Raw genomic sequence first — 20764 nt, forward strand, 5'->3', positions numbered from 1 at the left:
AGCTCAGGCCTGTGCGCGCAACAGGATCCCGGCGGCTCGACGGGCCTCGGGAAGGGCGGCCGGGAGTTCGGAGATGGATCGAAGCACGGTGGCGCCCTCGATCAGCGCGAGCAACTGGATCGACAGACTGTCCGGATCGGGATGCCCCGCCGCACGCGTCAGTTCGGCGAAGAGGTCCTTGATCCACAGCTTTCCCGCTCGGACGACCGCGTGTGCGGGATGGTCGGCGTCGCCGAGAAGCTCGCTGTGCGCGTGGACGAAGCCGCAGCCGAGCGGGCTGTTCTCGTCCATCCACGACTGCAGCGCGTCGAACACGGCCAGTACTTTGGCGTCCCCGTCGTCGTCGACTGCACGCAATGTGTCGGCCACGTGGTCTCGGTACCGTTCGTCGCGTTCGGTCAGATAGGCGACGACGAGGTTCGCCTTCGATCCGAACTGGTCGTACAGCGTCTTCTTGGTGACTCCGGCCTCCGCGGAGACGGTGTCGACGCCGATGGAGTTGATGCCCTGCTCGTAGAACAAGCGGGATGCCGCGTCGAGGATCGCGCGTGCCGCCGGAGTCAACGCCTTCTCTTGCCTTCCGGTATCCATACAGGGCAGTATAGTTTTCGTATACAGATCGGTATACGAGGCAGGGTGCGTTCGCACCTGACAACTGGTCGACTCATTGATCCGGGCGCAGATCCGGGAGGGAGAACGGGCATGCTGAAGTCATTGGGACGTGCGGTACGAACTTTCCTGCGGGCACTCGACACGGCCAACGCGATCCGCCACGGTATGACGCCGAAGCACTACGACGACGTCGTCGAGCCGGTCGTCACGCTTCCGGTGGACGGCCGGGACGTTTCGCGGCCCATCGCCGCGTGATTCGGACGCGCACGAACCTTCACCGCCAGAACTTTTTCCGGGAGGAGCCGGGGACGCCCAGCGTCTCCGGCTCTTCCCGTCCTACGACGGCCCCTGCGAACTGGAGCAATAGCGCAAACCGATGGGACTCATCTTGAGAACTCATCGAGCAGTTCTCGCAGAGGTATGTTCGTGCAACCTCTCGTTGACTACCGTTTGACGAACGGCCTGCCCGACACGGGTGCGCCCGCAAACGCGACCGCTCTCCTCGATCCGGCGAGTGGTCGCCCGACGATGATCAAAGGAACTACCGATCCGATGACCAGCACGAATTTCGAGAAAGTCCTTGTCGCCAACCGGGGTGAGATCGCCATTCGCGGTTTCCGCGCGGCCTACGAGCTGGGGATCGGCACCGTCGCCGTCTTTCCGCATGAGGACCGCAACTCCGCTCACCGCACCAAGGCGGACGAGTCGTACGAGATCGGTGAGCCCGGTCATCCCGTGCGGAACTACCTCGACATCGACCTGATCATCGACGCCGCGAAGAAGGCGGGTGCGGACGCGATCTATCCGGGATACGGCTTCCTGTCGGAGAATCCGGAGCTCGCCGGTGCGTGTGAGGCGAACGGGATCACGTTCGTCGGACCGCCCCGTCACGTGCTGGAGATGACCGGCAACAAGGCGACGGCGGTCGCCGCGGCGAAGAAGGCAGGCCTGCCGGTCCTGCCGTCGTCGAAGCCGTCGAACGACATCGACGAACTGATGGCCGCTGCCGAGTCGATGACGTTCCCCGTGTTCGTGAAGGCGGTTGCGGGCGGCGGCGGCCGCGGCATGCGCCGAGTGGAGGAGATCGGCGGCCTGCGCGAGGCGATCGAGGCGGCCTCACGGGAGGCGGAGTCGGCGTTCGGCGATGCGACGGTGTTCCTGGAGCAGGCCGTCGTCAACCCGCGCCACATCGAGGTCCAGATCCTGGCGGACAAGTACGGCAACGTGATCCACCTGTTCGAGCGTGACTGCTCGGTGCAGCGTCGCCACCAGAAGGTCGTCGAACTCGCTCCGGCGCCGAATCTCGATCCGGCGCTGCGCGAGAAGATCTGCGCGGATGCGGTCGCATTCGCTCGACAGATCGACTACTCGTGCGCGGGCACCGTCGAGTTCCTCGTCGACGAGCGCGGCCAGCACATGTTCATCGAGATGAACCCCCGCATCCAGGTGGAGCACACGGTGACCGAGGAGATCACCGACGTCGACCTGGTGCAGTCGCAGCTGCGGGTGGCCGCCGGCGCGACCCTCGACGAGCTCGGGCTCAGTCAGGAGTCGATCACGATCCGCGGTGCGGCCCTGCAGTGCCGCATCACCACCGAGGATCCGGCCAACGGCTTCCAGCCGGACACCGGACGCATCACCGGTTACCGCACGCCGGGCGGTGGCGGCGTGCGCCTGGACGGCGGTACGGCGCTCGGCGCCGAGGTCGGCGCCTACTTCGACTCGATGCTGGTCAAGCTGACCTGCCGCGGTCGCGACTTCGAATCGGCCGTCGCACACGCCCGTCGAGCGGTGACCGAGTTCCGCATCCGCGGCGTCGCGACGAACATCCCGTTCCTGCAGGCGCTGCTCGACGACCCCGACTTCCGCGCCGGACGCGTCACCACGTCGTTCATCGAAGACCATCCGCACCTGCTGACGCTGAACTCGTCGCCCGACCGCGCGTCGAAGATCCTCTCGTATCTGGCCGATGTGACGGTGAACCACCCGAACGGGGTGCGTCCGGTGCACGTGAAGCTCGAGGACAAGCTGCCCGCCGTCGACCTGACGACGACGCCCCGGGCCGGATCGCGCCAGCGCTTGCGCGAGCTCGGCCCGGAGGGCTTCGCGAAGAGCCTGCGCGAGCAGACCGCTCTCGCGGTGACCGACACGACCTTCCGAGACGCCCACCAGTCGCTGCTGGCCACGCGCGTGCGGACCTCGAGTCTGACCGCCGTCGCGCCGTACGTCGCGCGTCTGACCCCGGAACTGCTGTCGATCGAGGCGTGGGGCGGAGCGACATACGACGTCGCGTTGCGGTTCCTCAAAGAGGATCCGTGGGACCGGCTCGCGCAGCTGCGCGAGGCCGTCCCCAACATCTGCCTGCAGATGCTGCTGCGCGGACGCAACACCGTCGGCTACACGCCGTACCCGGAATCGGTGACGCGGGCGTTCGTCCGCGAGGCCGCCGACACGGGCATCGACATCTTCCGGATCTTCGACGCGCTGAACAACGTCGACCAGATGCGACCGGCGATCGACGCCGTCCGCGAGACCGGTACGACGATCGCCGAGGTCGCCATGAGCTACACCGGCGATCTGAGCGACCCGAACGAGAAGCTGTACACCCTCGACTACTACCTGCGTCTGGCCGAGCAGATCGTGGACGCCGGCGCTCACGTCCTCGCGATCAAGGACATGGCCGGTCTGCTGCGCGCCCCGGCCGCCACCACGCTGATCACGGCATTGCGCTCGGAGTTCGACCTGCCGATCCACGTGCACACCCACGACACCCCGGGCGGTCAGCTCGCGACCTACCTCGCGGCGTGGCACGCCGGCGCGGACGCCGTCGACGGCGCCAGCGCCCCCATGTCGGGGACGACGAGCCAGCCGTCGTTGTCGGCCATCGTCGCCGCGGCCGCGCACAGCGACCGCGACACCGGCATCAGCCTGGACGCGGTGTGCGAGCTGGAACCGTACTGGGAGACGCTGCGCAAGGTGTACGCGCCGTTCGAGTCGGGCGTCCCCGCACCGACCGGTCGCGTCTACACCCACGAGATCCCCGGCGGTCAGCTCTCGAATCTGCGGGCGCAGGCCACCGCGCTCGGCCTGGCCGACCGATTCGAGGAGGTGGAGGCGAAATACGCTGCGGCGGATCGTCTCCTGGGACGTCTGGTGAAGGTGACGCCGTCGTCGAAGGTCGTCGGCGACCTCGCATTGGCCCTGGTGGGTTCGGGGGTCTCGGTGGAGGACTTCGCCGAGGATCCGGCCCGCTACGACATTCCCGACTCGGTTATCGGCTTCCTACGGGGTGAACTCGGCACGCCGGTGGGCGGCTGGCCCGAACCGTTCCGGACCCGCGCGCTCGCCGGCCGCGACGAAGGTGCACCGACTGTCGAAGAGCTCTCTGCCGACGACGAAGCCGCTCTGGCCGGGGACTCGGCGACGCGACGCGCGACGCTCAACCGGCTCCTGTTCCCCGGCCCGACACGCGAGTACCTCGAGCACGTCGAGGCCTACGGCGACACCTCTCGGCTGTCGGCCACGCAGTTCCTCTACGGTCTGCGTTCGGGCATGGAGCACCGCGTGGAACTGTCGAAGGGAGTGAATCTCCTGATCGGTCTGGAGGCGATCTCCGAGCCCGACGAGCACGGCATGCGCACGGTGATGTGCATTCTCAACGGTCACCTGCGGCCGGTACCGGCTCGGGATCGGTCGATCACCGCCGACGTCGAGACGGCCGAGAAGGCCGACAAGAACGACTCGGGCCACATCGCGGCACCGTTCGCCGGTGTGGTGACCCTGTCGGTGGCCGAGGGCGATCACATCGAGGCGGGCGGTCAGATCGGCACCATCGAAGCGATGAAGATGGAGGCCCCGATCACCACGCCGCACTCGGGCGTCGTGACGCGCGCCGCGATCGGCGGAGTCGCCCAGGTCGAGGCGGGCGACCTGCTGGTGGTGCTCCGCGAGGAGTAGCGAGCGCGCCAGAACTCGACGTCGCACCCCCGCCCGGGGACTCTCCGGGCGGGGGTGCGACGTTCTTCTTCCCCTGAATTCCTCTCTCGCGCAGTAGATTTCTCGAACTCTGAGTCACGTCTATCGTGGTGAGCTAGCGTGCATCCCGAACATGATGTAGTTCGATCGATCGATTACGGGGTGTACTGATGCGATTCACGACAATGGCGAAGGCGGCGGGAGCGCTTGCCGCGGTGGCGGCACTCGGGGCGGGGCTGACGCCCGGAGCGGCCGAGGCCGCGCCGACACCGGTGAGATATGTGAACCTGGGCGACAGCTACTCGGCCGGTTCCGGAGTGCTGCCGCTGGCGATGGACGCGCCCATCGGCTGTGCCCAGTCGGCGCGGAACTATGCGAAGATCGTCGCGCGCGCCAACGGGATGCATCTCACCGACGTCAGCTGCGGCGGAGCGGCGACCGACGACTTCTTCACCTCGCAGCAGTCCGGGGTGCGCCCGCAACTCGATGCGCTCGACGACGACGTCGACCTGGTGACCTTCTCGATCGGCGGCAACGACGAGAGCCTGTTCTCCGGAACGGTGATGGACTGCGTGATCGCAGGCGTCGGCTCGGGGATGCGCGGTTCGCCCTGCGCGGACAAGGACGCGGCGAAGGCGTCGAAGACCATCCGCGAGATCACCTATCCGAATCTGGTGAAGGCGATGAAGGCGGTGCGAGCCAAGGCGCCGAACGCTCGCGTCGCGGCGCTGAACTACCCGTGGATCGCCCCGGACCGGGATGCCCCGTGCAACGGGATGCCGATCGCCGCGGGTGACGGGAAGTTCACGCACAAGGTCCAGGCCGGACTCAACGACGTGATCGCACGCGCAGCGAAGGAGACCGGCGTGACCATCGTCGACGTCGCCGCGGCCTCCGTCGGACACGACGCGTGCAAGGCGCAGGGTGTCCGCTGGGTGGAGCCGCTGCTCTCGACCGTCCAGTTCGTGCCGGTCCACCCGAACGCCCTGGGCGAGAGGGAGATGGCGAAGACGACCGCGAAGGCGCTGGGGCTGAAGTAGCGACTCATCGGTCGACCCGCCGCCCGAAACGACGAGCCGGCGGCGGTCGAGCTCCGGGACGGAGACGACAGCTCGTCGAGCGCCATCGGTGACGATCACATCGTCACCGATGGCGCTTCTCGCTGCGGTACGCGTGGGTGAGGAATCCGAAGTGGGGCGACGGCCGAGGCCCTCGCCTCCGGTATGAGAATGTCATCTGAACAGGTGATGTGTCTTGGTGTGCAATCAGGGGTAGCGTGTGAGCCAGAGAACAGTTAAGGTCTAAACAATCGAGTCATCAAAGACTTGACACCCTCCCCGAGTCCCGACAGCCCAAGGAACACTCACATGGAGACAACTACGCAGAGCCCCGGCCGCGCGGCCGACGCGATCAGCGCGCGGATGGAACGCCTGCCGATGAGTCGGTGGCACATCAAGGCGCGCGTCATCGTCGGCGCGGTCACGTTCTTCGACGGCTTCGACCAGTTGATGATCGCCTACTCGATCCCCGACTTGCCGACCGCTTGGAACCTCTCGTCGACGATGATCGCCTGGATCATCGCGGTCGGCGGCATCGGCATGCTCGTCGGTGCGCTCGGTGGCGGCTGGCTCGCCGACCGGGTCGGCCGCCTCAACACGATCCAGATCGCCCTCGTCGTCTACGCGATCACCAGCCTGGGCATGGCGTTCACCCATTCCCTCGCGCTGTTCATGATTCTGCGCTTCGTGCAGGGCGTCGGGCTCGGCGCCGAGGTCCCGGTCGCCGCCGCCTACATCGGCGAGATCTCCAAGGCGCACAAGCGCGGACGATTCGTCCTGCTGTACGAGACGATCTTCCCGGTCGGACTCGTGATGTCGGCGATCGTCTCGTCGTGGATCGTCCCGCGGTGGGGCTACGAGGTGCTGTTCGCGCTCGGCGCCATCCCGATCCTGCTGGTGCCGATGCTCCGTCGTGTTCCGGAGTCGCCGCGGTGGCTGGCCGCCCACGGGCGACTCGACAAGGCCGAGGAGTCCATGGCGCGCATCGAGTCCGAAGTGGCGGGCTACGGACTGGAACTGCCCGAGCCGCGGCCGACGACCGACGACCTCGTGGTCCTCGCCTCGCCGCGCGTGGTCGAACTGTTCCGGGGCGTCTACCTGAAGCGAACCCTGATGCTCGCGGGGATCTGGCTGTCGGCGTACTTCGTCAACTACGGCATCGCATCGTGGCTGCCGACTCTGTACAAGAAGCAGTTCGGCGTCAGCACCGCCACCGCCCTGCACTACAGCATCTTCACCACCGTCGCGGGTCTGGTCGGATGCCTTCTCATCGCGCTCCTCATCGACAACCTCGGACGCAAGATCTGCATCTCGGTGGCCATGGCGATGTGCACCGTGGTTCTGGCCCTGCTCGCCGCGATCGGTACGAACACCGAACTGGCCGTCCTCGGATGGTCGGCGGCCGCGGCCCTGCTGGTGTTCGCGGTCAACATGGCGCTGTACGTCTACACCGCCGAGTTGTACCCGACCCGCATGCGCGCCATGGGCTCCGCCGTGGGCGGCGCGGCCGGCCGCCTGGGCATCGTCGTCGGTCCGCTGGTCGTCGGCTTCACTCTCGATCACACGGGCTCGCTGAGCTGGGTGTTCGCCATCTTCGCCGTCGTCGCCGGGCTGGGCGCGATCATCGTCGCGCTCTTCGCCACCGAGACCAAGGAAATGACTCTCGAGGAGATCTCCCGATGACCACCGTTCCCGAATTCGCTCCGCTGCCCGACGAGGCCTATGTCGGCGGCGCCTGGCGCCAGTCCGCCGGGCCGGCGTCGACGATCGTCGATCCGGCGACCGGCCGGGTGCTGCAGACCGTCTCGCAGAGCACACAGGCCGACGTCGACGACGCCGTCGCCGCGGGGGTCAAGGCTTCGGCCGATCCCGCGTGGCGCGGACTTCTCGCCCACCAGCGCGCCCGCTACCTGCATCGGATCGCCGACCTCATCGACCGCGACGCCGAGAGGCTCGCCACCCTCCAGACCTTCAACACCGGCAAGACGCTCACCGAGACGCGAGGTCTCGTCGCGAGTGCCGCGGGTACCTTCCGTTACTACGCCGCGGTCCTGGAGACCGCCGACGAGGCGATGACCACCGTGCGCGGGGACTACCGGACCTGGGTTCAGCACGAGCCGATCGGCGTCGTCGGCGCCATCGCGCCGTGGAACTCGCCGGTGGCCAGCGACGCGCAGAAGATCGCCCCGGCCCTCGCCGCGGGCAATGCGGTCATCCTCAAACCCGCCGAGTGGACACCGCTGGTCTCCCTGGCGATGGCGCGCCTCATCGACGAGTCCGACCTGCCGTCCGGCCTGGTCTCGGTGTTGCCCGGACGCGGATCGGTGGTCGGCGAGGCGATCGTCAGACACCCCGGCGTCGGCAAGGTGACCTTCACCGGCGGCACCGCCACCGGTCGCGGACTGGCCCACGCGGCCGCCGAGAAGCTGATGCCGGTGTCTCTCGAACTCGGGGGCAAATCGCCGACGATAGTGCTCGACGACGCCGACATCGAGCAGGCCGTCGCGGGTGTCATGTACGGAATCTTCTCCTCGTCGGGGCAGAGCTGCATCGCCGGCTCGCGGCTGTTCGTCCACTCCTCGATCTACGACGAGACGATGGCCCGTCTGGTGGAGCGCACCGAGGCGCTGCGCGTCGGCAACGGCTTCGACCCGGCCACCCGAGTCGGACCGCTCGTGCACACCCGGCACCGCGAATCGGTGGCCTCGTACGTGGAACTCGCGCGCAGCGAGGGCGGACGGATCCTGACCGGTGGCGCCGTCCCGGACGATCCGGCCCTGGCCGACGGGTCGTATTATCTGCCGACGATCATCGACGGGCTGGAGAACTCCGCTCGGACCTGCCAGGAGGAGATCTTCGGTCCGGTTCTGGTGGCGCTGCCCTTCGACGACGAGGAAGACCTCGTCCGGCGGGCCAATGACAGCGTCTTCGGCCTCGCCGCGGGCATCTGGACGCGCGACTACCGGCGGGCTCTGCGCCTGGCGGACCGTATCCAGGCGGGCAACGTGTGGATCAACACCTACAAGGCGTTCTCGGTCTCGACACCGTTCGGCGGGATCAAACAGAGCGGGTTGGGCACCGAGAAGGGACGCGAAGGCATCGCGGCCTATTCGCGGGTGAAGAGCGTCTACCTGGGCATGTCGGCCGAGCCGAACCCCTGGGCCGACAGCTGATCGACGCCTGAGGCGGTCTGCCCGATCACGATGAGACCTGTGTTGTGCGACCCTTCACAAAAAACTAGTTAAGCGCTAAACTATCGACATCAAAGATTATGGAGGATGTCATGAACCAGCCGATCGCGAATCTGCGCAAGGTGCGGTCCGTCGAGTTGCGCACCACGGCGGCCGCCGACTCCGCCGACTTCTACGAGAACGTGTGGGGCCTGTCGACCGTGGAGCGCGGCGAGGAGGGGGCCTGGCTGCGCGGCACCGGCGAGGAACACCACGTCCTGCAGCTGACCGCCGCCGACCAGAACGGGCTCGGACGCATCACCTTCGCCGTGTCCACTCCCGCCGACGTCGACGAGGCCGCGCGTCGCCTGGCCGAACGGGACATTCCGATCGTCGCGGGGCCGGGTCCGACCGGCGAGATCGCCGCGGGCTACGGTGTCAGCTTCGTCGACCTCGAAGGCCGTGTCGTGCAACTGCTGGCCGACGCCTACGCGGTCGCCGCCATGCACCGGGCCGACGCGGTACCGGTCGGCGTGACCCACATCGTCCTCAACACCGTCGACATCGACGCCGCCGTCGCGTTCTACACCGATGTCCTCGGCATGCGAGTGTCCGACTGGTCCGAGCACCAGATGGCGTTCCTCCGCTGCAACTCCGATCACCACAGCATCGCCTTCAACCAGGCCGGGTGGACCGCGATCAACCACGTCGCCTACGAGATGCCGTCGGTGGACCACTTCATGCGAGGCATCGGTCGCCTCCGCCATCACGGCGTCCTGCCCATGTGGGGACCGGGACGGCACGGGCCCGGTGACAACACCTTCTCGTACTTCGCCGATCCGGGCGGACTCGTCTGCGAGTACACCTCCGGGATCGCGCAGGTCGAGGAGGACCGCTGGCTGTGCCGGGTGTGGCGCCGGGTCCCCGAACTGTCCGACACCTGGGGTACAGCGGGTCCGCCGTCGGCCGAAGTCCGTTCGCACATGGCGGGCGTCCCCGACGACGGCGCCTTCGCTCACCGGCCCGACCTGCGCGAACTCGCGCATCGCTGAACGGAGGCGGATATGACCGACATCCACGTGCTCGACGAGGGTTCCGGCCCGGCGATCGTGCTGCTCCACGGAATCGGCGGGAGCTCCCGCTCGTTCGCCCCGCAGTTCGCCGAACTCGCCGAGACTCATCGCGTGATCGCCTGGGACGCACCCGGATACGGTGAATCGGCCGCGGTCGACGAGCCGTTGACCATGGATCAGTACGCCGACCGTCTGGCGGCAGTGATCGACGAGAGATGCGGACGAGGCGGTGCGCACGTCCTGGGCATGTCGTGGGGCGGTGTCATCGCGACGCGGCTCGCGTTGCGTCGCCCGGACCTGATCCGCAGCCTCATCCTCGGCAGCTCGACCGTCGGCTCCGGCGCCGACCCGGACGCGGCCGCCGCGATGCTGGCGCGCGCCGACGACGTCGACGGCGACGTGGAGGCGTTCACCGCAGCCCGCGCGCGTCGACTGCTCGGCGACCTGGCCGACGACGACGCCGTCGCGACGGTCGCCGCCGACATGGCCGCCGCCATCACCCCGGCCGGCTATCGCAGCGCGGCCGCTTCGATGGCCGCCACCGACCACACCGCCGAGCTGGCCGCGATCGACATCCCGACCCTGGTGATCTCCGGCGACCTCGACGAGGTGACCGGACACGAGGCGTCGCAGGTTCTCGCCGGCGGCATCGGCGGAGCCGTCTACGTGACGCTGCGCGGGGCGTCGCACCTGGCCAACCGCGACAGACCGGCCGCCTTCAACGCCTGGACCGAGTCGTTCGTACAGATCACCGAGCGACTCCGGCTGCAGCAGTAGGGCCGGACCGACAGTAAGACGCTCCGCTCGACCGGCGGAGAACAACCACCACAAAGGAGAAGAACATGGACTACGACACCGCAGACCTCGCCGAGTACACCGACTCGCTCATCCTCACCAAGGACAGTCGTCACGAGGACTGGGACACCCTGGCGTTCCAGACCAAGGCAGGCGACCAGTTCGCCCGCGCGCAGATCCGCTACGTCGGCTCGGGTGCCACCGGCAACCACGGCGACGACCAGCGGATCATCCCGTCGCAGGGCTTCACGTTCTCGAACATGCTGCTGCCCCCGGGCGGTGAGGGTCCCGAGCACACCCACCACGACGTCGAAGAGGCGTTCTTCGTCCTCGAAGGCGAGATCGAGGTCGGCGTGCACCGCGACGGCAAGGTGGAGAAGCGGACCATGGGCTACCGCGACATGATCGTCGTCCCGGCGGGCGTTCCGCGCAGCCTGAAGAACAACACCGATGAGAACGCGCTGTTCGCCGTCATCATCGGCACTCAGAAGCCGCAGGTCCCGAGCTACCCGGAGACCTCGGTGATGCACGGGATCACGCGGGAGAAGATCGCATGACCTCACTGCAGAACCGGACGGTGCTCGTCACCGGCGGCGGCCGCGGACTCGGACTGGCGATCGCCGAACACATCGGCCTCGCCGGCGCGACGGTCTGGATCGCCGACACCCGGGAGGACTGGGGCGCCGCCGCCGTCGCACGACTCGCCGACGCGGGCGTGACGGCGCGGTTCTGCCCGGTCGACATCCGCTCCGCCGACTCCGTCGACGCGATGACGGCCGCGGTGACCGCCGACGGACCGATCTACGGACTCGTCAACAGCGCGGCCCTGGCCGACGGTGTCGGCGGCACGGCAGTACACCGACTGGCCGTCGACGAGTGGGATCGCGTACTCGACGTGAACCTGCGCGGCACCTTCCTCGTCAGCCGGGCGATCGCCCGCCACCTCGTCGAGGGCGGGGAGGGGCGGATCGTCAACATCGGGTCCGACGCCGCCCTGTACGGTTCGCAGAACCTCTGCCACTACATCGCGTCGAAGGGCGGGGTGTCGGCGTTGACCCGAGCCATGGCCCGCGACCTCGGTCAGTACTCGATCACCGTCAACACGGTGTCGCCGGGACTCACCGAATCCGAGTCGGCGGCCAAGGTTCCCGAACACCGGCACGATCTGTATGCGCGCAATCGGCCGCTCAGCCGGACGCAGCAGCCCGCCGACCTCGTGGGCGCGGTCGCATTTCTGCTGAGCGACGCCGCGTCGTACATCACCGGACAGGAACTCGTCGTCGACGGCGGGTTCGTCTTCCACTAGGAGTTCTCATGGATCTGCAGATGCGCGACCGTGTCTACCTCGTGACCGGCGGCAGCTCCGGCGTCGGACTGGCGACGGTGCGGCAGCTGATCGGTGAGGGAGCGAAGGTCCTCACGTGCGCCCGCGACGCCGACCGACTGTCGCAGGTGCTGGCGCACGAGGTGCCCGATGCGTCCGACCGCATCGTCGCGGTCGGCGCCGACGTGCGGGACCGGCCTCAGATCGACGCCGTCGTCGACGCGGGTCTGGACCGGTTCGGTCGCTTGGACGGCGTCGTCAACAACGCGGGCGGCTCGCGCATGGCGCCGCTGTGGGAGACGAGCCTGGACGCATGGCGCGATGAGTTCGACCTCAAGTTCTCGAGCGTCCTCAACACCGTCGACGCGGCCCGAGAACACTTGCGGGCGTCCGACGCCGCGTCGATCGTGAACGTGAACGCGGTCCTGTCGCGGCAGCCGGAGACCAAGCTGCCCGCGACCAGCGCCGCCCGCGCCGGGCTGCTCAATCTGAGCAAGACCCTGTCGGTCGATCTGGCCCCGGACATCCGGGTGAACTCGGTGCTTCTCGGCCTGATCGACACCGGCCAGTGGCGCCGCCGGTACGAGGACTCCGGCGACCAGCGGCCGTTCGCCGCCTGGGAGGCAGACATCGTCGACGACCGCGGCGTGGCCCTGCACCGATTCGGGCGTGCCGACGAGGTCGCAGCCATGATCCTCACCCTCCTCTCGCCGATCGCGTCGTACGTGACCGGCTCCACCCTCGATGTGGCCGGCGGCGTCGCCCGCTACGTCTGATGACCCCTGACCCTGTACCCCGGGAGAAACCATGACCGACAACAGTTCCGGCCCGTCGAGCTCCGCCTGCCGGTCGAGCGGAGTCGAGACCGCCCCCACCGCCAACGGCGGCGACCTCCTCGTGCAGGTGCTGCGCGAGGCCGGAGTCGACACCGTCTTCGGCATCGTCAGCGTCCACAACCTTCCGCTCGTCGAAGCCGTCGCGGCCCAGCTGCGGTTCGTCCCGGTGCGTCACGAGGCGAGCGCGGTGAGTGCCGCCGACGGATACGCTCGCGCCACCGGCGGACTCGGCTGTGCGTTGACCAGCACCGGCACCGGGGCGGGCAATGCCGCGGGATCGCTCATCGAATCGCTGGCCGCGGGCACGTCGGTGCTGCATGTGACCGGACAGGTTCAGATCCAGTACCTGGGTTCGGGCCGCGGATTCATCCACGAGACCAAGGATCAGCTGGGCATGCTCGAGGCGGTGTCGTCGTACGCGGCCACCATCACCGATGCGGGCGATGCGGGGAAGGTGTTGCGCGACGGTGTGCGCCGCGCGCTGGCCTCACCCGGCGGCCCGGTCTCGATCGAGTGGCCGATCGATCTGCAGTACGCGGCGCAGGACGTCGTCGCCGGTCCGGCGTACGCCGCCGACGAGCCGGTCGTGCCGCCGGCCGACGATCAGCTGGCGGCGCTGCGGACGGCCGTCGAATCGGCGAGACGCCCGGTGATCTGGGCGGGCGGCGGCGTCCGCGACGCCGGACCGCAGCTGACCGCACTCATCGAGGCGTGGGGTGTTCCGTTGCTGACCAGCAACTCCGGCCGCGGCGCCGTCGACGAGGCGCACGGACTGTGCATCGGCAACTACGGGTCGTCGCCGCTGGGTCGTGAGCTGCTCGCCGACGCCGATCTGCTGGTCTCGCTCGGCACGCACTTCCGCAGCAATGAGACCGGCGACTACTCGATCCCGGTGCCGGACAAGCATGTTCAGGTAGACCTCGACTCCGCCGCGCCGGGCCGAGTGTTCCCGGCGACCGCCGTCGTCGGCGACATCGCGACCGTGCTCGACGACCTGTTGGCCACTGTCGCGTTCTCCGGGCTCGTCGAACCCGAGTGGACCGACCGTGCGCGGACGACGAGGACCGCGGTGCGCGAGAAGCAACGCGCGGGGCTCGGCGACCACGCGCTGCTGTGCGACGCGGTCCGCGACGCACTGCCCGCCGACGCGGTGATCGCGCGTGATGTCACCATCGCCTCCAGCTCGTGGGGCAACCGACTCCTGGAGATGGCGTCCCCGCACGTCAACGTCTTCCCGCGCGGCGGCGGCATCGGCCAGGGACTCGGCATGGCGATCGGCGCCGCGCTCGCCGACGAGACCCGACCCACCCTCGCGATCGTCGGCGACGGTGGTCTGGCCGTCCACCTCGGTGAGATCCTCACCGTCGCACAGGAGAAGCCGTGGCTGGTCCTGCTGGTGTTCAACGATGCCGGATACGGGGTGCTCCGCAACATGCAGGCCGCGACGGGACCGACGTACGCCGTCGACCTCGCAACCCCCGACTTCGCCGCTCTCGCCGCGTCCGTCGGCCTCGACCACCGCCGGATCGGCTCGGCCGACGATGCGAAGTCTGTTCTGCCCGAGGCGGTCTCGCTGCGCCGACCGGTGGTGGTCGAGGTGGATCTCGCCGAGTTCGGCGACATGCCCGCCCCGTTCACCCCGCCGGTGTCCGTGCCCGTGTAGAAGGCTCGCCGCACCTGACGCTCGATCGGTCGCCCGCGGGCGGAGCGGGCTCATACCTCGAAAAGTATGTGACACCAATAACAATTGAGTGCTAAACTACTAAGGACTTAAGAAGTGATCCGCCCGACGGGCGACCGGAAGAAGGACCGATCAATGAACCTGGACACGGGAACGTTCGACGTCGTCGTCCGCGCAATGGCGTGGGAGGCCGACGGAGTCATGTCGGTGCGGCTCGAGGATCCGGCCGGTGCATCGCTGCCGGAATGGTCGCCCGGCTCGCACATCGACATCCACCTCGGCAAGGGGATCGTTCGCCAGTACTCGTTGTGCGGCGACCCGGCGGACAAGACGACGTATCGGATCGGCGTGCTGCGCGATCCGGCGACGCGCGGCGGATCGTCGTATGTCCACGACTCGCTCCGACCCGGGCACGTCGTGTCGGTGAGCCTGCCGCGCAACAACTTCGAGCTCCTCGGTGCGTCGAACTATGTGTTCGTGGCCGGCGGCATCGGAATCACGCCGATGCTGCCGATGATCGCCGAGGCGGATCGTTCCGGTGCCGACTGGGAACTGCACTACGGAGGCCGCAGTCGGGAGAGCATGGCCTTCGTCGACGAACTCCACGCGTACGGGGACCGTGTCCGCATCGTCAGCGAGGACCGCGAGGGCGTCCTCGACCTCGACGCGCTGCTCGGCACTCCGCGCGCGGACACTCTGGTGTACACCTGCGGGCCGGAAGGTCTCCTCGCCGCCGTCGAACAACGCGGGACGGCGTGGGCCGACGAGACGATCCGCCTCGAACGCTTCAAGCCCAAGGCGCGCGCCGAAGACGACGAACCGGGCGCCGACTCGTCGTTCACCGTCCGCTGCGACGCCTCCGACGTGACGGTCGAGGTCGGTGCCGAGGTGCCGATACTCGACGCGCTCGAAGCGGCGGGCGTCGACGTGCCCAACTCGTGCCGGGAGGGGATGTGCGGGAGCTGTGAGACCCGCGTCCTGGCCGGTACCCCCGACCACCGTGACTTCGTGCTCTCCAGCTCCGAGCAGGAGAGCGGGAAGACCATGATGATCTGCGTCTCGCGCGCACAGTCCGAAGAATTGGTACTCGATCTCTAGGAGGAGTTCGATGAGTCTCTACCTGGTGCAGAATCAGTCGCGCACCGCCGATCCGACGCCTTACGAGTCCAAACTCGCCAAGGCGATCGAGCAGGTCTTCGGCGACGGGGGGCACTCCCTCGAAGCCCTCGTCGACGGCCTCAACGAGATCGGCATCCACAGTCCTGACGGATCCCCGTGGTCGCAGGACTCCCTCACCGCCGAGATGGCTCGGCTCGAACAGTCAGTGAACGGAGGTCGATGATGGCACGCGTCTACAGCCCGGGCGCCCTCTCGGCAGAACAGATCTTCGCCACCGGCATGCGCGATCAGTGGCATGCGGTGTGCCCGTCCGACTGGGTGGAGCGCGGCGCCATCCGGAAACTCGAACGACTCGGTGAGCAGTGGGTGCTCTACCGGCAGTCCGACGGCCGGGTTCGGATGCTCGCCGATCGCTGCCCGCACCGCGGCGCACCACTGTCGCAGGGCATGCACCTCGGTGACCGGATCGCCTGCCAGTACCACGGTGTGCAGGTCGGCAGCGACGGCACGGTGCTGTCGGTCCCCGGCATGCCCGGCTGCAACCTCGAAGGAAAGAAGCTGGTCCGTAGCCTGCCGGTCCAGGAAGTGGGCGGCGCGATCCTCGCGTGGTTCGGTACCGACCCCGACGTCGAACCGGCGCCCCTGCAGATCCCCGACCCGCTCGCCGCCGACGACGTGTCGGCGTTCCTCTGCTACGTCGAGTGGGACGCCCCGTGGCGCTTCGGCCTGGAGAACCTGCTCGACCCGATGCACGGTGCGTTCCTGCACCACGAGTCGCACTCGATGTTCGGCGGAGCTCAGTCGGCGCGGTTCCGGATCCGGGAGACCGACCGCGGCTTCTTCTTCGAGAAGACCGACCAGCGCGGCGTGAACTTCGACTGGGTGGAGTTCAACCGCACCGGCGTCGACTGGGTCGACCTGGAGATCCCGTACCCGTCGACGGCGGGTCCCGGCGGACCGTTCGGCATCGTCGGCATGGTGACGCCGATCGACGCCGATCGCAGCGCCGTCTTCTTCTGGCGGTACCGCCGTGTGACGGGGTGGGAGCGTGACGTGTGGCGGTTCCTCTATCGGACGACGCTCGAGGACCGGCACTGGGCCGTCCTCGAACAGGACCGGGTGATGCTCGAGCACATGGCGCACGACGCCGATCAGGCCGAGAACCTGTACCAGCACGACCTCGGGGTGATCCGACTCCGTCGCATGTACAAGAACCAGGCCGAGGAGCAGGCCAAGGCGCTGACCGACGCCTGAGGCGTCGGCTCGCGCTCCCCGTCCGACGAGGAGCGCGAGCTCACGCCCGCGGCGTGAAGCCGCGTCGCACGATCATCAGGGACGAGCCCGTCCGCCACGCGGCGGACGGGCCCTCGCGCTGTGTCTGCGCCTATGCGGAGGCGGGTTCCTCGTCGTCGGTCTCGGCTTCGGTGATCGACGCCTCCAGCGCGCGGAGCAGCGTCGCCAGCTCTGCGCGCTGCTCCACGTCGAGCCCGCCGAGCAGACGCAGCTCGTTCTGGAAGTGATCGGTGGTCGCCTCGTCGATCAGGCTCAGCCCCGCCGTCGTGAGGCAGACGTACACGACACGCCGGTCGTCGGGGTCGCGTTTGCGCTCCACGAGGCCCGACTTCTCGAGCCGATCCACACGAAGCGTGACGCCGCCGGTGGTGACCAGCATCGTCTTGGCCAGCTGACTGGAGGTCATGCGGAACGGCGATCCCGATCGACGCAGTGCGGCGAGCACGTCGAACGACGCGTTGTTCAGGTCGTACCGTGCGAACAGCGTCGACATCGACGACTGGTACTGCAGGTAGGCCCGGTGAAGTCGGCCGAATACCGCCAAGGCGGATACGTCGAGGGTCGGCCGTTCGGCGGCCCACTGGGCGATGATGCCGTCGACGGCGTCCGGGGTGGGCGTCTGTTCGTTCACTCCTGGCCTCCCTTCAAGGCTCGTCTGCTCGGCGACTTCGGTCGCCGAGATCGATCTAACCGCGGTCGCCGACGTAGGCGACCGCGTCGATCTCCACCGTCGCCCCGTACGGGAGCGCGCTCACCTCAAGGAAGGTCCGAGCCGGGCGAGGAGCGGCGAAGATGCGCTCGAGCTGCCGGTTCGCTTCTTCTCGAAGGGAGAGGTCGGTCACGTAATAGGTCAGTTTTACCACGTCGTCGAGGGCCGCCCCGGCGGTCGCGAGCCGTTCGGTCATCCGCTCGACCGCGGCGTCGAGCGCGTCGTCGCGCCCGGCGACGGGCTGATAGTCGACGTCGACGCCGAGGGCTCCCGAGACGTAGACGGTGTCGCCGGCTTTGAAGGCGGGCGTGTAGGGGTGGTTGGCGTTCACGGCGACGGTCATGGGGCGGCCCTTCGGTCGAGGATGTCTGCGGGTACGCCTATAAGTTTAGTGCTAAATAATTACTATGCAAAGCTTTTGGGTGTGACGATCGACGAGCGGGCCGCGTCGACGCGTGTCTCCTACGGGCGACGGAACTGCTCGGTACGACCCAGTCTGCGCAGACGCATCCATTCCCGGAAACCTGCGACGTCGCGCCGCTGGACCAGGAAGAACCAGCCGAACCTCGCGTACTCCTGAGGGAGCAGCTTGCGCATGCCCGGCTGACTCATCAGATACCCGCGATTGCGGTAGGTGAAGAACCGCTTGACCTCGTTGTCCGGATACTGCGTGTGCATCCGGCCGCCGAGAATCGGCCGGAACTCGTCGCTGCCGTCCGGATGCAGATACGCCGTGGCCAGGCAGGTGCCGAATGCGATGCCCGACCGTCCCAGGCGACGGTGCATCTCGACCTCGTCGCCGCGGAAGAACAGTCGCAGATCGGGGACGCCGATCTTCTCCAGCGTGTCCGCGGAGAACAGCGCGCCGTTCATCAACGACGCGATGCCCGGCAGCAGATCATCGGTATGTGATCCGCCCGCCCCTGGCGCGGTATCTGATCCGCCCGCCCCCGGCGCGGTCTCTCCGGGGCCGAACAGCTCCGATCGCTTGCGCCGCCAGACGAGTCCGCGACGCAGCGGGAACGCGAGGGAGTCAGGTTCGGCGATGTTCACCACGACCGGCGACACCTGGCCGAGATCGTGGCGATCGGCGCAGTCGAGCAGCGTCGACAGGACGTCGGGACCTTCGGGACGGCCGTCGTCGTCGGCGCACCACACCCAGTCGGCGCCGAGTGCCAGCGCATGCAGCATGCCGAGCGCGAATCCGCCCGCACCGCCGAGATTGCGCTTCGACGGGATGTAGGTGGTGGCGACCGGCTGGCCGGTCACCAGCTCGCCGACCGACGGGTCGGCGTCGTTGTCGACGACGATCAAGTGATCCACCGGCCGGCTCTGCCCGGCGACGACCTTCAACGATTCGGCGAGCAGTTCGCGGCGCCGATGCGTCACGACCACCGCGACGACGACGCTCACTCGCCGGCCTCCTCGTTCTCGGCGAGGACGGCGCGGACCTGTTCGGCGGCGTCGGGCCCCTGGTAGGCGCCGACGACCTCCTCGATTCCGCCGTCCATCCGGATCTGACCGTGATCGATCCACAGCGCCCGATCGCACAGCTGGGCGAGGAACTCGTTCGAGTGGCTGGCGAACACCAGGATTCCGGAGCGTTCGACGAGAGCCTGCAGACGGGTCCGCGCCTTCTTCATGAACTCGGCGTCGACGGCGCCGATGCCCTCGTCGAGAATCAGGATCTCCGGATCGATGCTGGTGACGACACCGAGCGCCAGACGCACACGCATACCGGTGGAATACGTGCGCAGCGGCATCTCCAAGTAGTCGCCGAGCTCGGAGAACTCGGCGATCTCATCGGTCTTCTTCAGCATCTCGCGGCGGCTCATACCGAGGAACATGCCGCGGATCAGGATGTTCTCGTACCCCGAGATCTCCGGGTCCATGCCGACACCGAGATCGAAGACCGGGGCCACCCGCCCCTTGACTTTGCACGCCCCGCGGGTCGGCTCGTAGATCCCCGACAGCAGCCGCAGCAGCGTCGACTTGCCCGCGCCGTTGTGCCCGACGAGGCCGACGCGGTCGCCGTGTTCGAGGTGCAGGTCGATGTCCCGGAGGGCTTCGACGACGACGGTCTTGGATCCGTTCGACCCGATGATGCCGCCGGCCGCGCCGACCACGGCCTTCTTGAGTGAGCGCGTCTTGGCGTCGAAGATCGGGAAGTCGACGCACGCATCCCATGTGTCGACCCGGATGTCGGTGTTGTCTGCCACGAGGGTGTGTCTCCTATACCCAGTACGCCACGCGGGCGCGGAAGTTGCGCATCACCAGCAGGGCGGCGATCCAGCCGAGCGCGGTGCAGCCGAGCACGATGCCCCAGTGATAGAACTCGACGTGCTGACCGAGCAGCGGCCCGCGGGAGATCTCCAGATAGTGGAACATCGGATTGATCTCGACGAACTTCAGCTTGCTCGAGCCGCCGTCGCCCGCGGCGTCGAGGGTGCCCGCCGACCAGATGATCGGTGTCATGAAGAAGACGAGCCGGACCGCGGTGGTCAGCAACTGGCCGATGTCGCGGAACCGCGTCGACAGGATGCCGAACACTATCGTCACCCAGGTCGCGTTGAGTACGAACAGCGCGAGAGCGGGGAACACCAGGAACGCCGTCCACCCGATCGGCGGCCGGAAGATCGCGAACACGATCACATAGATGACGATGTTGTGCGCGAAGATGATCAGGCTGCGCCACACCACGCGGTACACGTGCACGCTGATCGGCGCCGGGAGCTGTTTGATCAATCCCTCGTTGGTGGAGAAGACCACGGAGCCGTCGAGGATCGAGGTCTCGATGAAGCCCCAGAAGATGAAGCCCAGCAGCACGTACGGCAGGAACGTCTTGATGTCCTGGTGGAACAGCTCGCCATACAGAATGCCCATGGCGACGGCGGTGACGCCCGTCGCGATGGTGATCCACAGTGGTCCGAGGACCGAGCGCTTGTAGCGCTGCTTGATGTCCGTCCACCCGAGGTGCAACCAGAGCTCGGAGGTTCGGAAACCGTCGACGAGATCCTGGAAGCCCCGAGCGAACGTTCGCGAATCCGAGGTGGGCGGGGCCGGCGGGACTGTTCTGCCGGGGGCTCCGCCGTCATTGGCTACGGCTGACACAACGTCAC

Annotated in this window: 20 protein-coding genes; 14 read left to right on the forward strand and 6 right to left on the reverse strand. The window is 67.8% G+C overall.

Going from position 1 to position 20764, the window contains the following annotated elements:
• Nucleotides 1-3: 3 nt before the first annotated feature.
• A complete protein-coding gene (locus BKA16_RS04085; RefSeq protein ID WP_183369474.1) occupies nt 4-591 on the reverse strand; it encodes a TetR/AcrR family transcriptional regulator in 588 nt (195 codons plus the stop codon).
• Between the two features lie 111 nt (nt 592-702).
• On the opposite strand from BKA16_RS04085, the gene BKA16_RS04090 reads away from it, so the two are divergent.
• The 14 genes from BKA16_RS04090 (at nt 703) to BKA16_RS04155 (ending at nt 16897) form a co-directional block, all read left to right on the forward strand.
• Nucleotides 703-867, forward strand: coding sequence for a hypothetical protein (locus BKA16_RS04090; protein ID WP_183369475.1), 165 nt, complete (start codon nt 703-705; stop codon nt 865-867).
• A gap of 297 nt (nt 868-1164) precedes the next feature.
• Nucleotides 1165-4569, forward strand: coding sequence for a pyruvate carboxylase (locus tag BKA16_RS04095; protein ID WP_183369476.1), 3405 nt, complete (start codon nt 1165-1167; stop codon nt 4567-4569).
• A gap of 188 nt (nt 4570-4757) precedes the next feature.
• Nucleotides 4758-5627, forward strand: a complete 870-nt coding sequence (locus BKA16_RS04100) for an SGNH/GDSL hydrolase family protein (RefSeq protein ID WP_221246745.1) — start codon at nt 4758-4760, stop codon at nt 5625-5627.
• Nucleotides 5628-5954: 327 nt separating this feature from the next.
• Nucleotides 5955-7328 carry an MFS transporter gene (locus BKA16_RS04105; RefSeq protein ID WP_183369477.1) on the forward strand — a complete coding sequence of 458 codons (1374 nt, stop codon included), beginning with the start codon at nt 5955-5957 and terminating at the stop codon, nt 7326-7328.
• Nucleotides 7325-8818 carry an aldehyde dehydrogenase gene (locus BKA16_RS04110; protein ID WP_183369478.1) on the forward strand — a complete coding sequence of 498 codons (1494 nt, stop codon included), beginning with the start codon at nt 7325-7327 and terminating at the stop codon, nt 8816-8818. Before BKA16_RS04105 ends, BKA16_RS04110 begins: the two co-directional genes overlap by 4 nt.
• A 110-nt stretch (nt 8819-8928) precedes the next feature.
• On the forward strand, nt 8929-9867 hold the full coding sequence (locus BKA16_RS04115) for a VOC family protein (RefSeq protein WP_183369479.1): 939 nt from the start codon (nt 8929-8931) through the stop codon (nt 9865-9867).
• Nucleotides 9868-9879: 12 nt separating this feature from the next.
• A complete protein-coding gene (locus BKA16_RS04120) occupies nt 9880-10665 on the forward strand; it encodes an alpha/beta fold hydrolase (RefSeq protein WP_183369480.1) in 786 nt (261 codons plus the stop codon).
• A gap of 65 nt (nt 10666-10730) precedes the next feature.
• Complete coding sequence (locus BKA16_RS04125) at nt 10731-11240, forward strand: cupin domain-containing protein (protein ID WP_183369481.1); 510 nt, start codon at nt 10731-10733, stop codon at nt 11238-11240.
• Nucleotides 11237-11989: a 3-oxoacyl-ACP reductase family protein gene (locus BKA16_RS04130; RefSeq protein ID WP_183369482.1), complete on the forward strand. Its 753-nt coding sequence runs from the start codon at nt 11237-11239 to the stop codon at nt 11987-11989. The genes BKA16_RS04125 and BKA16_RS04130 overlap by 4 nt, the downstream gene beginning before the upstream one ends.
• 8 nt (nt 11990-11997) lie before the next feature.
• Complete coding sequence (locus tag BKA16_RS04135; protein ID WP_183369483.1) at nt 11998-12783, forward strand: SDR family oxidoreductase; 786 nt, start codon at nt 11998-12000, stop codon at nt 12781-12783.
• Nucleotides 12784-12814: 31 nt separating this feature from the next.
• Nucleotides 12815-14506 carry a thiamine pyrophosphate-binding protein gene (locus BKA16_RS04140; RefSeq protein WP_183369484.1) on the forward strand — a complete coding sequence of 564 codons (1692 nt, stop codon included), beginning with the start codon at nt 12815-12817 and terminating at the stop codon, nt 14504-14506.
• A gap of 153 nt (nt 14507-14659) precedes the next feature.
• Nucleotides 14660-15622, forward strand: coding sequence for a PDR/VanB family oxidoreductase (locus BKA16_RS04145; RefSeq protein WP_246371645.1), 963 nt, complete (start codon nt 14660-14662; stop codon nt 15620-15622).
• A gap of 10 nt (nt 15623-15632) precedes the next feature.
• Nucleotides 15633-15866, forward strand: coding sequence for a recombinase-like helix-turn-helix domain-containing protein (locus tag BKA16_RS04150; RefSeq protein WP_183369485.1), 234 nt, complete (start codon nt 15633-15635; stop codon nt 15864-15866).
• A complete protein-coding gene (locus BKA16_RS04155; protein ID WP_387995902.1) occupies nt 15866-16897 on the forward strand; it encodes a Rieske 2Fe-2S domain-containing protein in 1032 nt (343 codons plus the stop codon). Before BKA16_RS04150 ends, BKA16_RS04155 begins: the two co-directional genes overlap by 1 nt.
• Nucleotides 16898-17027: 130 nt before the next feature.
• On the opposite strand, the gene BKA16_RS04160 is transcribed toward BKA16_RS04155, so the two are convergent.
• The 5 genes from BKA16_RS04160 to wzm form a co-directional block, all read right to left on the reverse strand.
• Complete coding sequence (locus BKA16_RS04160; protein ID WP_183369487.1) at nt 17028-17567, reverse strand: MarR family transcriptional regulator; 540 nt, start codon at nt 17565-17567, stop codon at nt 17028-17030.
• 55 nt (nt 17568-17622) lie between these two features.
• Nucleotides 17623-17988: a RidA family protein gene (locus tag BKA16_RS04165; protein ID WP_183369488.1), complete on the reverse strand. Its 366-nt coding sequence runs from the start codon at nt 17986-17988 to the stop codon at nt 17623-17625.
• Between the two features lie 119 nt (nt 17989-18107).
• Complete coding sequence (gene glfT1, locus BKA16_RS04170) at nt 18108-19058, reverse strand: galactofuranosyltransferase GlfT1 (protein ID WP_183369489.1); 951 nt, start codon at nt 19056-19058, stop codon at nt 18108-18110.
• A complete protein-coding gene (wzt, locus tag BKA16_RS04175; RefSeq protein ID WP_183369490.1) occupies nt 19055-19864 on the reverse strand; it encodes a galactan export ABC transporter ATP-binding subunit Wzt/RfbE in 810 nt (269 codons plus the stop codon). The genes glfT1 and wzt overlap by 4 nt, the downstream gene beginning before the upstream one ends.
• Nucleotides 19865-19877: 13 nt before the next feature.
• On the reverse strand, nt 19878-20756 hold the full coding sequence (wzm, locus tag BKA16_RS04180; RefSeq protein WP_183369491.1) for a galactan export ABC transporter permease subunit Wzm/RfbD: 879 nt from the start codon (nt 20754-20756) through the stop codon (nt 19878-19880).
• Nucleotides 20757-20764: the final 8 nt, after the last annotated feature.

This window comes from Gordonia humi (assembly GCF_014197435.1).
GTDB classification, from domain to species: Bacteria; Actinomycetota; Actinomycetes; order Mycobacteriales; family Mycobacteriaceae; genus Gordonia; species Gordonia humi.

Coding starts and splice junctions, on each gene's coding strand:
- BKA16_RS04100 (WP_221246745.1), top strand. CDS start 4,758: ATGCGATTCACGACAATGGCGAAGGCGGCGGGAGCGCTTGCCGCGGTG.
- BKA16_RS04110 (WP_183369478.1), top strand. CDS start 7,325: ATGACCACCGTTCCCGAATTCGCTCCGCTGCCCGACGAGGCCTATGTC.
- BKA16_RS04155 (WP_387995902.1), top strand. CDS start 15,866: ATGGCACGCGTCTACAGCCCGGGCGCCCTCTCGGCAGAACAGATCTTC.
- BKA16_RS04120 (WP_183369480.1), top strand. CDS start 9,880: ATGACCGACATCCACGTGCTCGACGAGGGTTCCGGCCCGGCGATCGTG.
- BKA16_RS04145 (WP_246371645.1), top strand. CDS start 14,660: ATGAACCTGGACACGGGAACGTTCGACGTCGTCGTCCGCGCAATGGCG.
- BKA16_RS04165 (WP_183369488.1), bottom strand. CDS start 17,988: ATGACCGTCGCCGTGAACGCCAACCACCCCTACACGCCCGCCTTCAAA.
- BKA16_RS04125 (WP_183369481.1), top strand. CDS start 10,731: ATGGACTACGACACCGCAGACCTCGCCGAGTACACCGACTCGCTCATC.
- BKA16_RS04150 (WP_183369485.1), top strand. CDS start 15,633: ATGAGTCTCTACCTGGTGCAGAATCAGTCGCGCACCGCCGATCCGACG.
- BKA16_RS04090 (WP_183369475.1), top strand. CDS start 703: ATGCTGAAGTCATTGGGACGTGCGGTACGAACTTTCCTGCGGGCACTC.
- BKA16_RS04115 (WP_183369479.1), top strand. CDS start 8,929: ATGAACCAGCCGATCGCGAATCTGCGCAAGGTGCGGTCCGTCGAGTTG.
- BKA16_RS04085 (WP_183369474.1), bottom strand. CDS start 591: ATGGATACCGGAAGGCAAGAGAAGGCGTTGACTCCGGCGGCACGCGCG.
- BKA16_RS04105 (WP_183369477.1), top strand. CDS start 5,955: ATGGAGACAACTACGCAGAGCCCCGGCCGCGCGGCCGACGCGATCAGC.
- BKA16_RS04135 (WP_183369483.1), top strand. CDS start 11,998: ATGGATCTGCAGATGCGCGACCGTGTCTACCTCGTGACCGGCGGCAGC.
- BKA16_RS04095 (WP_183369476.1), top strand. CDS start 1,165: ATGACCAGCACGAATTTCGAGAAAGTCCTTGTCGCCAACCGGGGTGAG.
- BKA16_RS04130 (WP_183369482.1), top strand. CDS start 11,237: ATGACCTCACTGCAGAACCGGACGGTGCTCGTCACCGGCGGCGGCCGC.
- BKA16_RS04140 (WP_183369484.1), top strand. CDS start 12,815: ATGACCGACAACAGTTCCGGCCCGTCGAGCTCCGCCTGCCGGTCGAGC.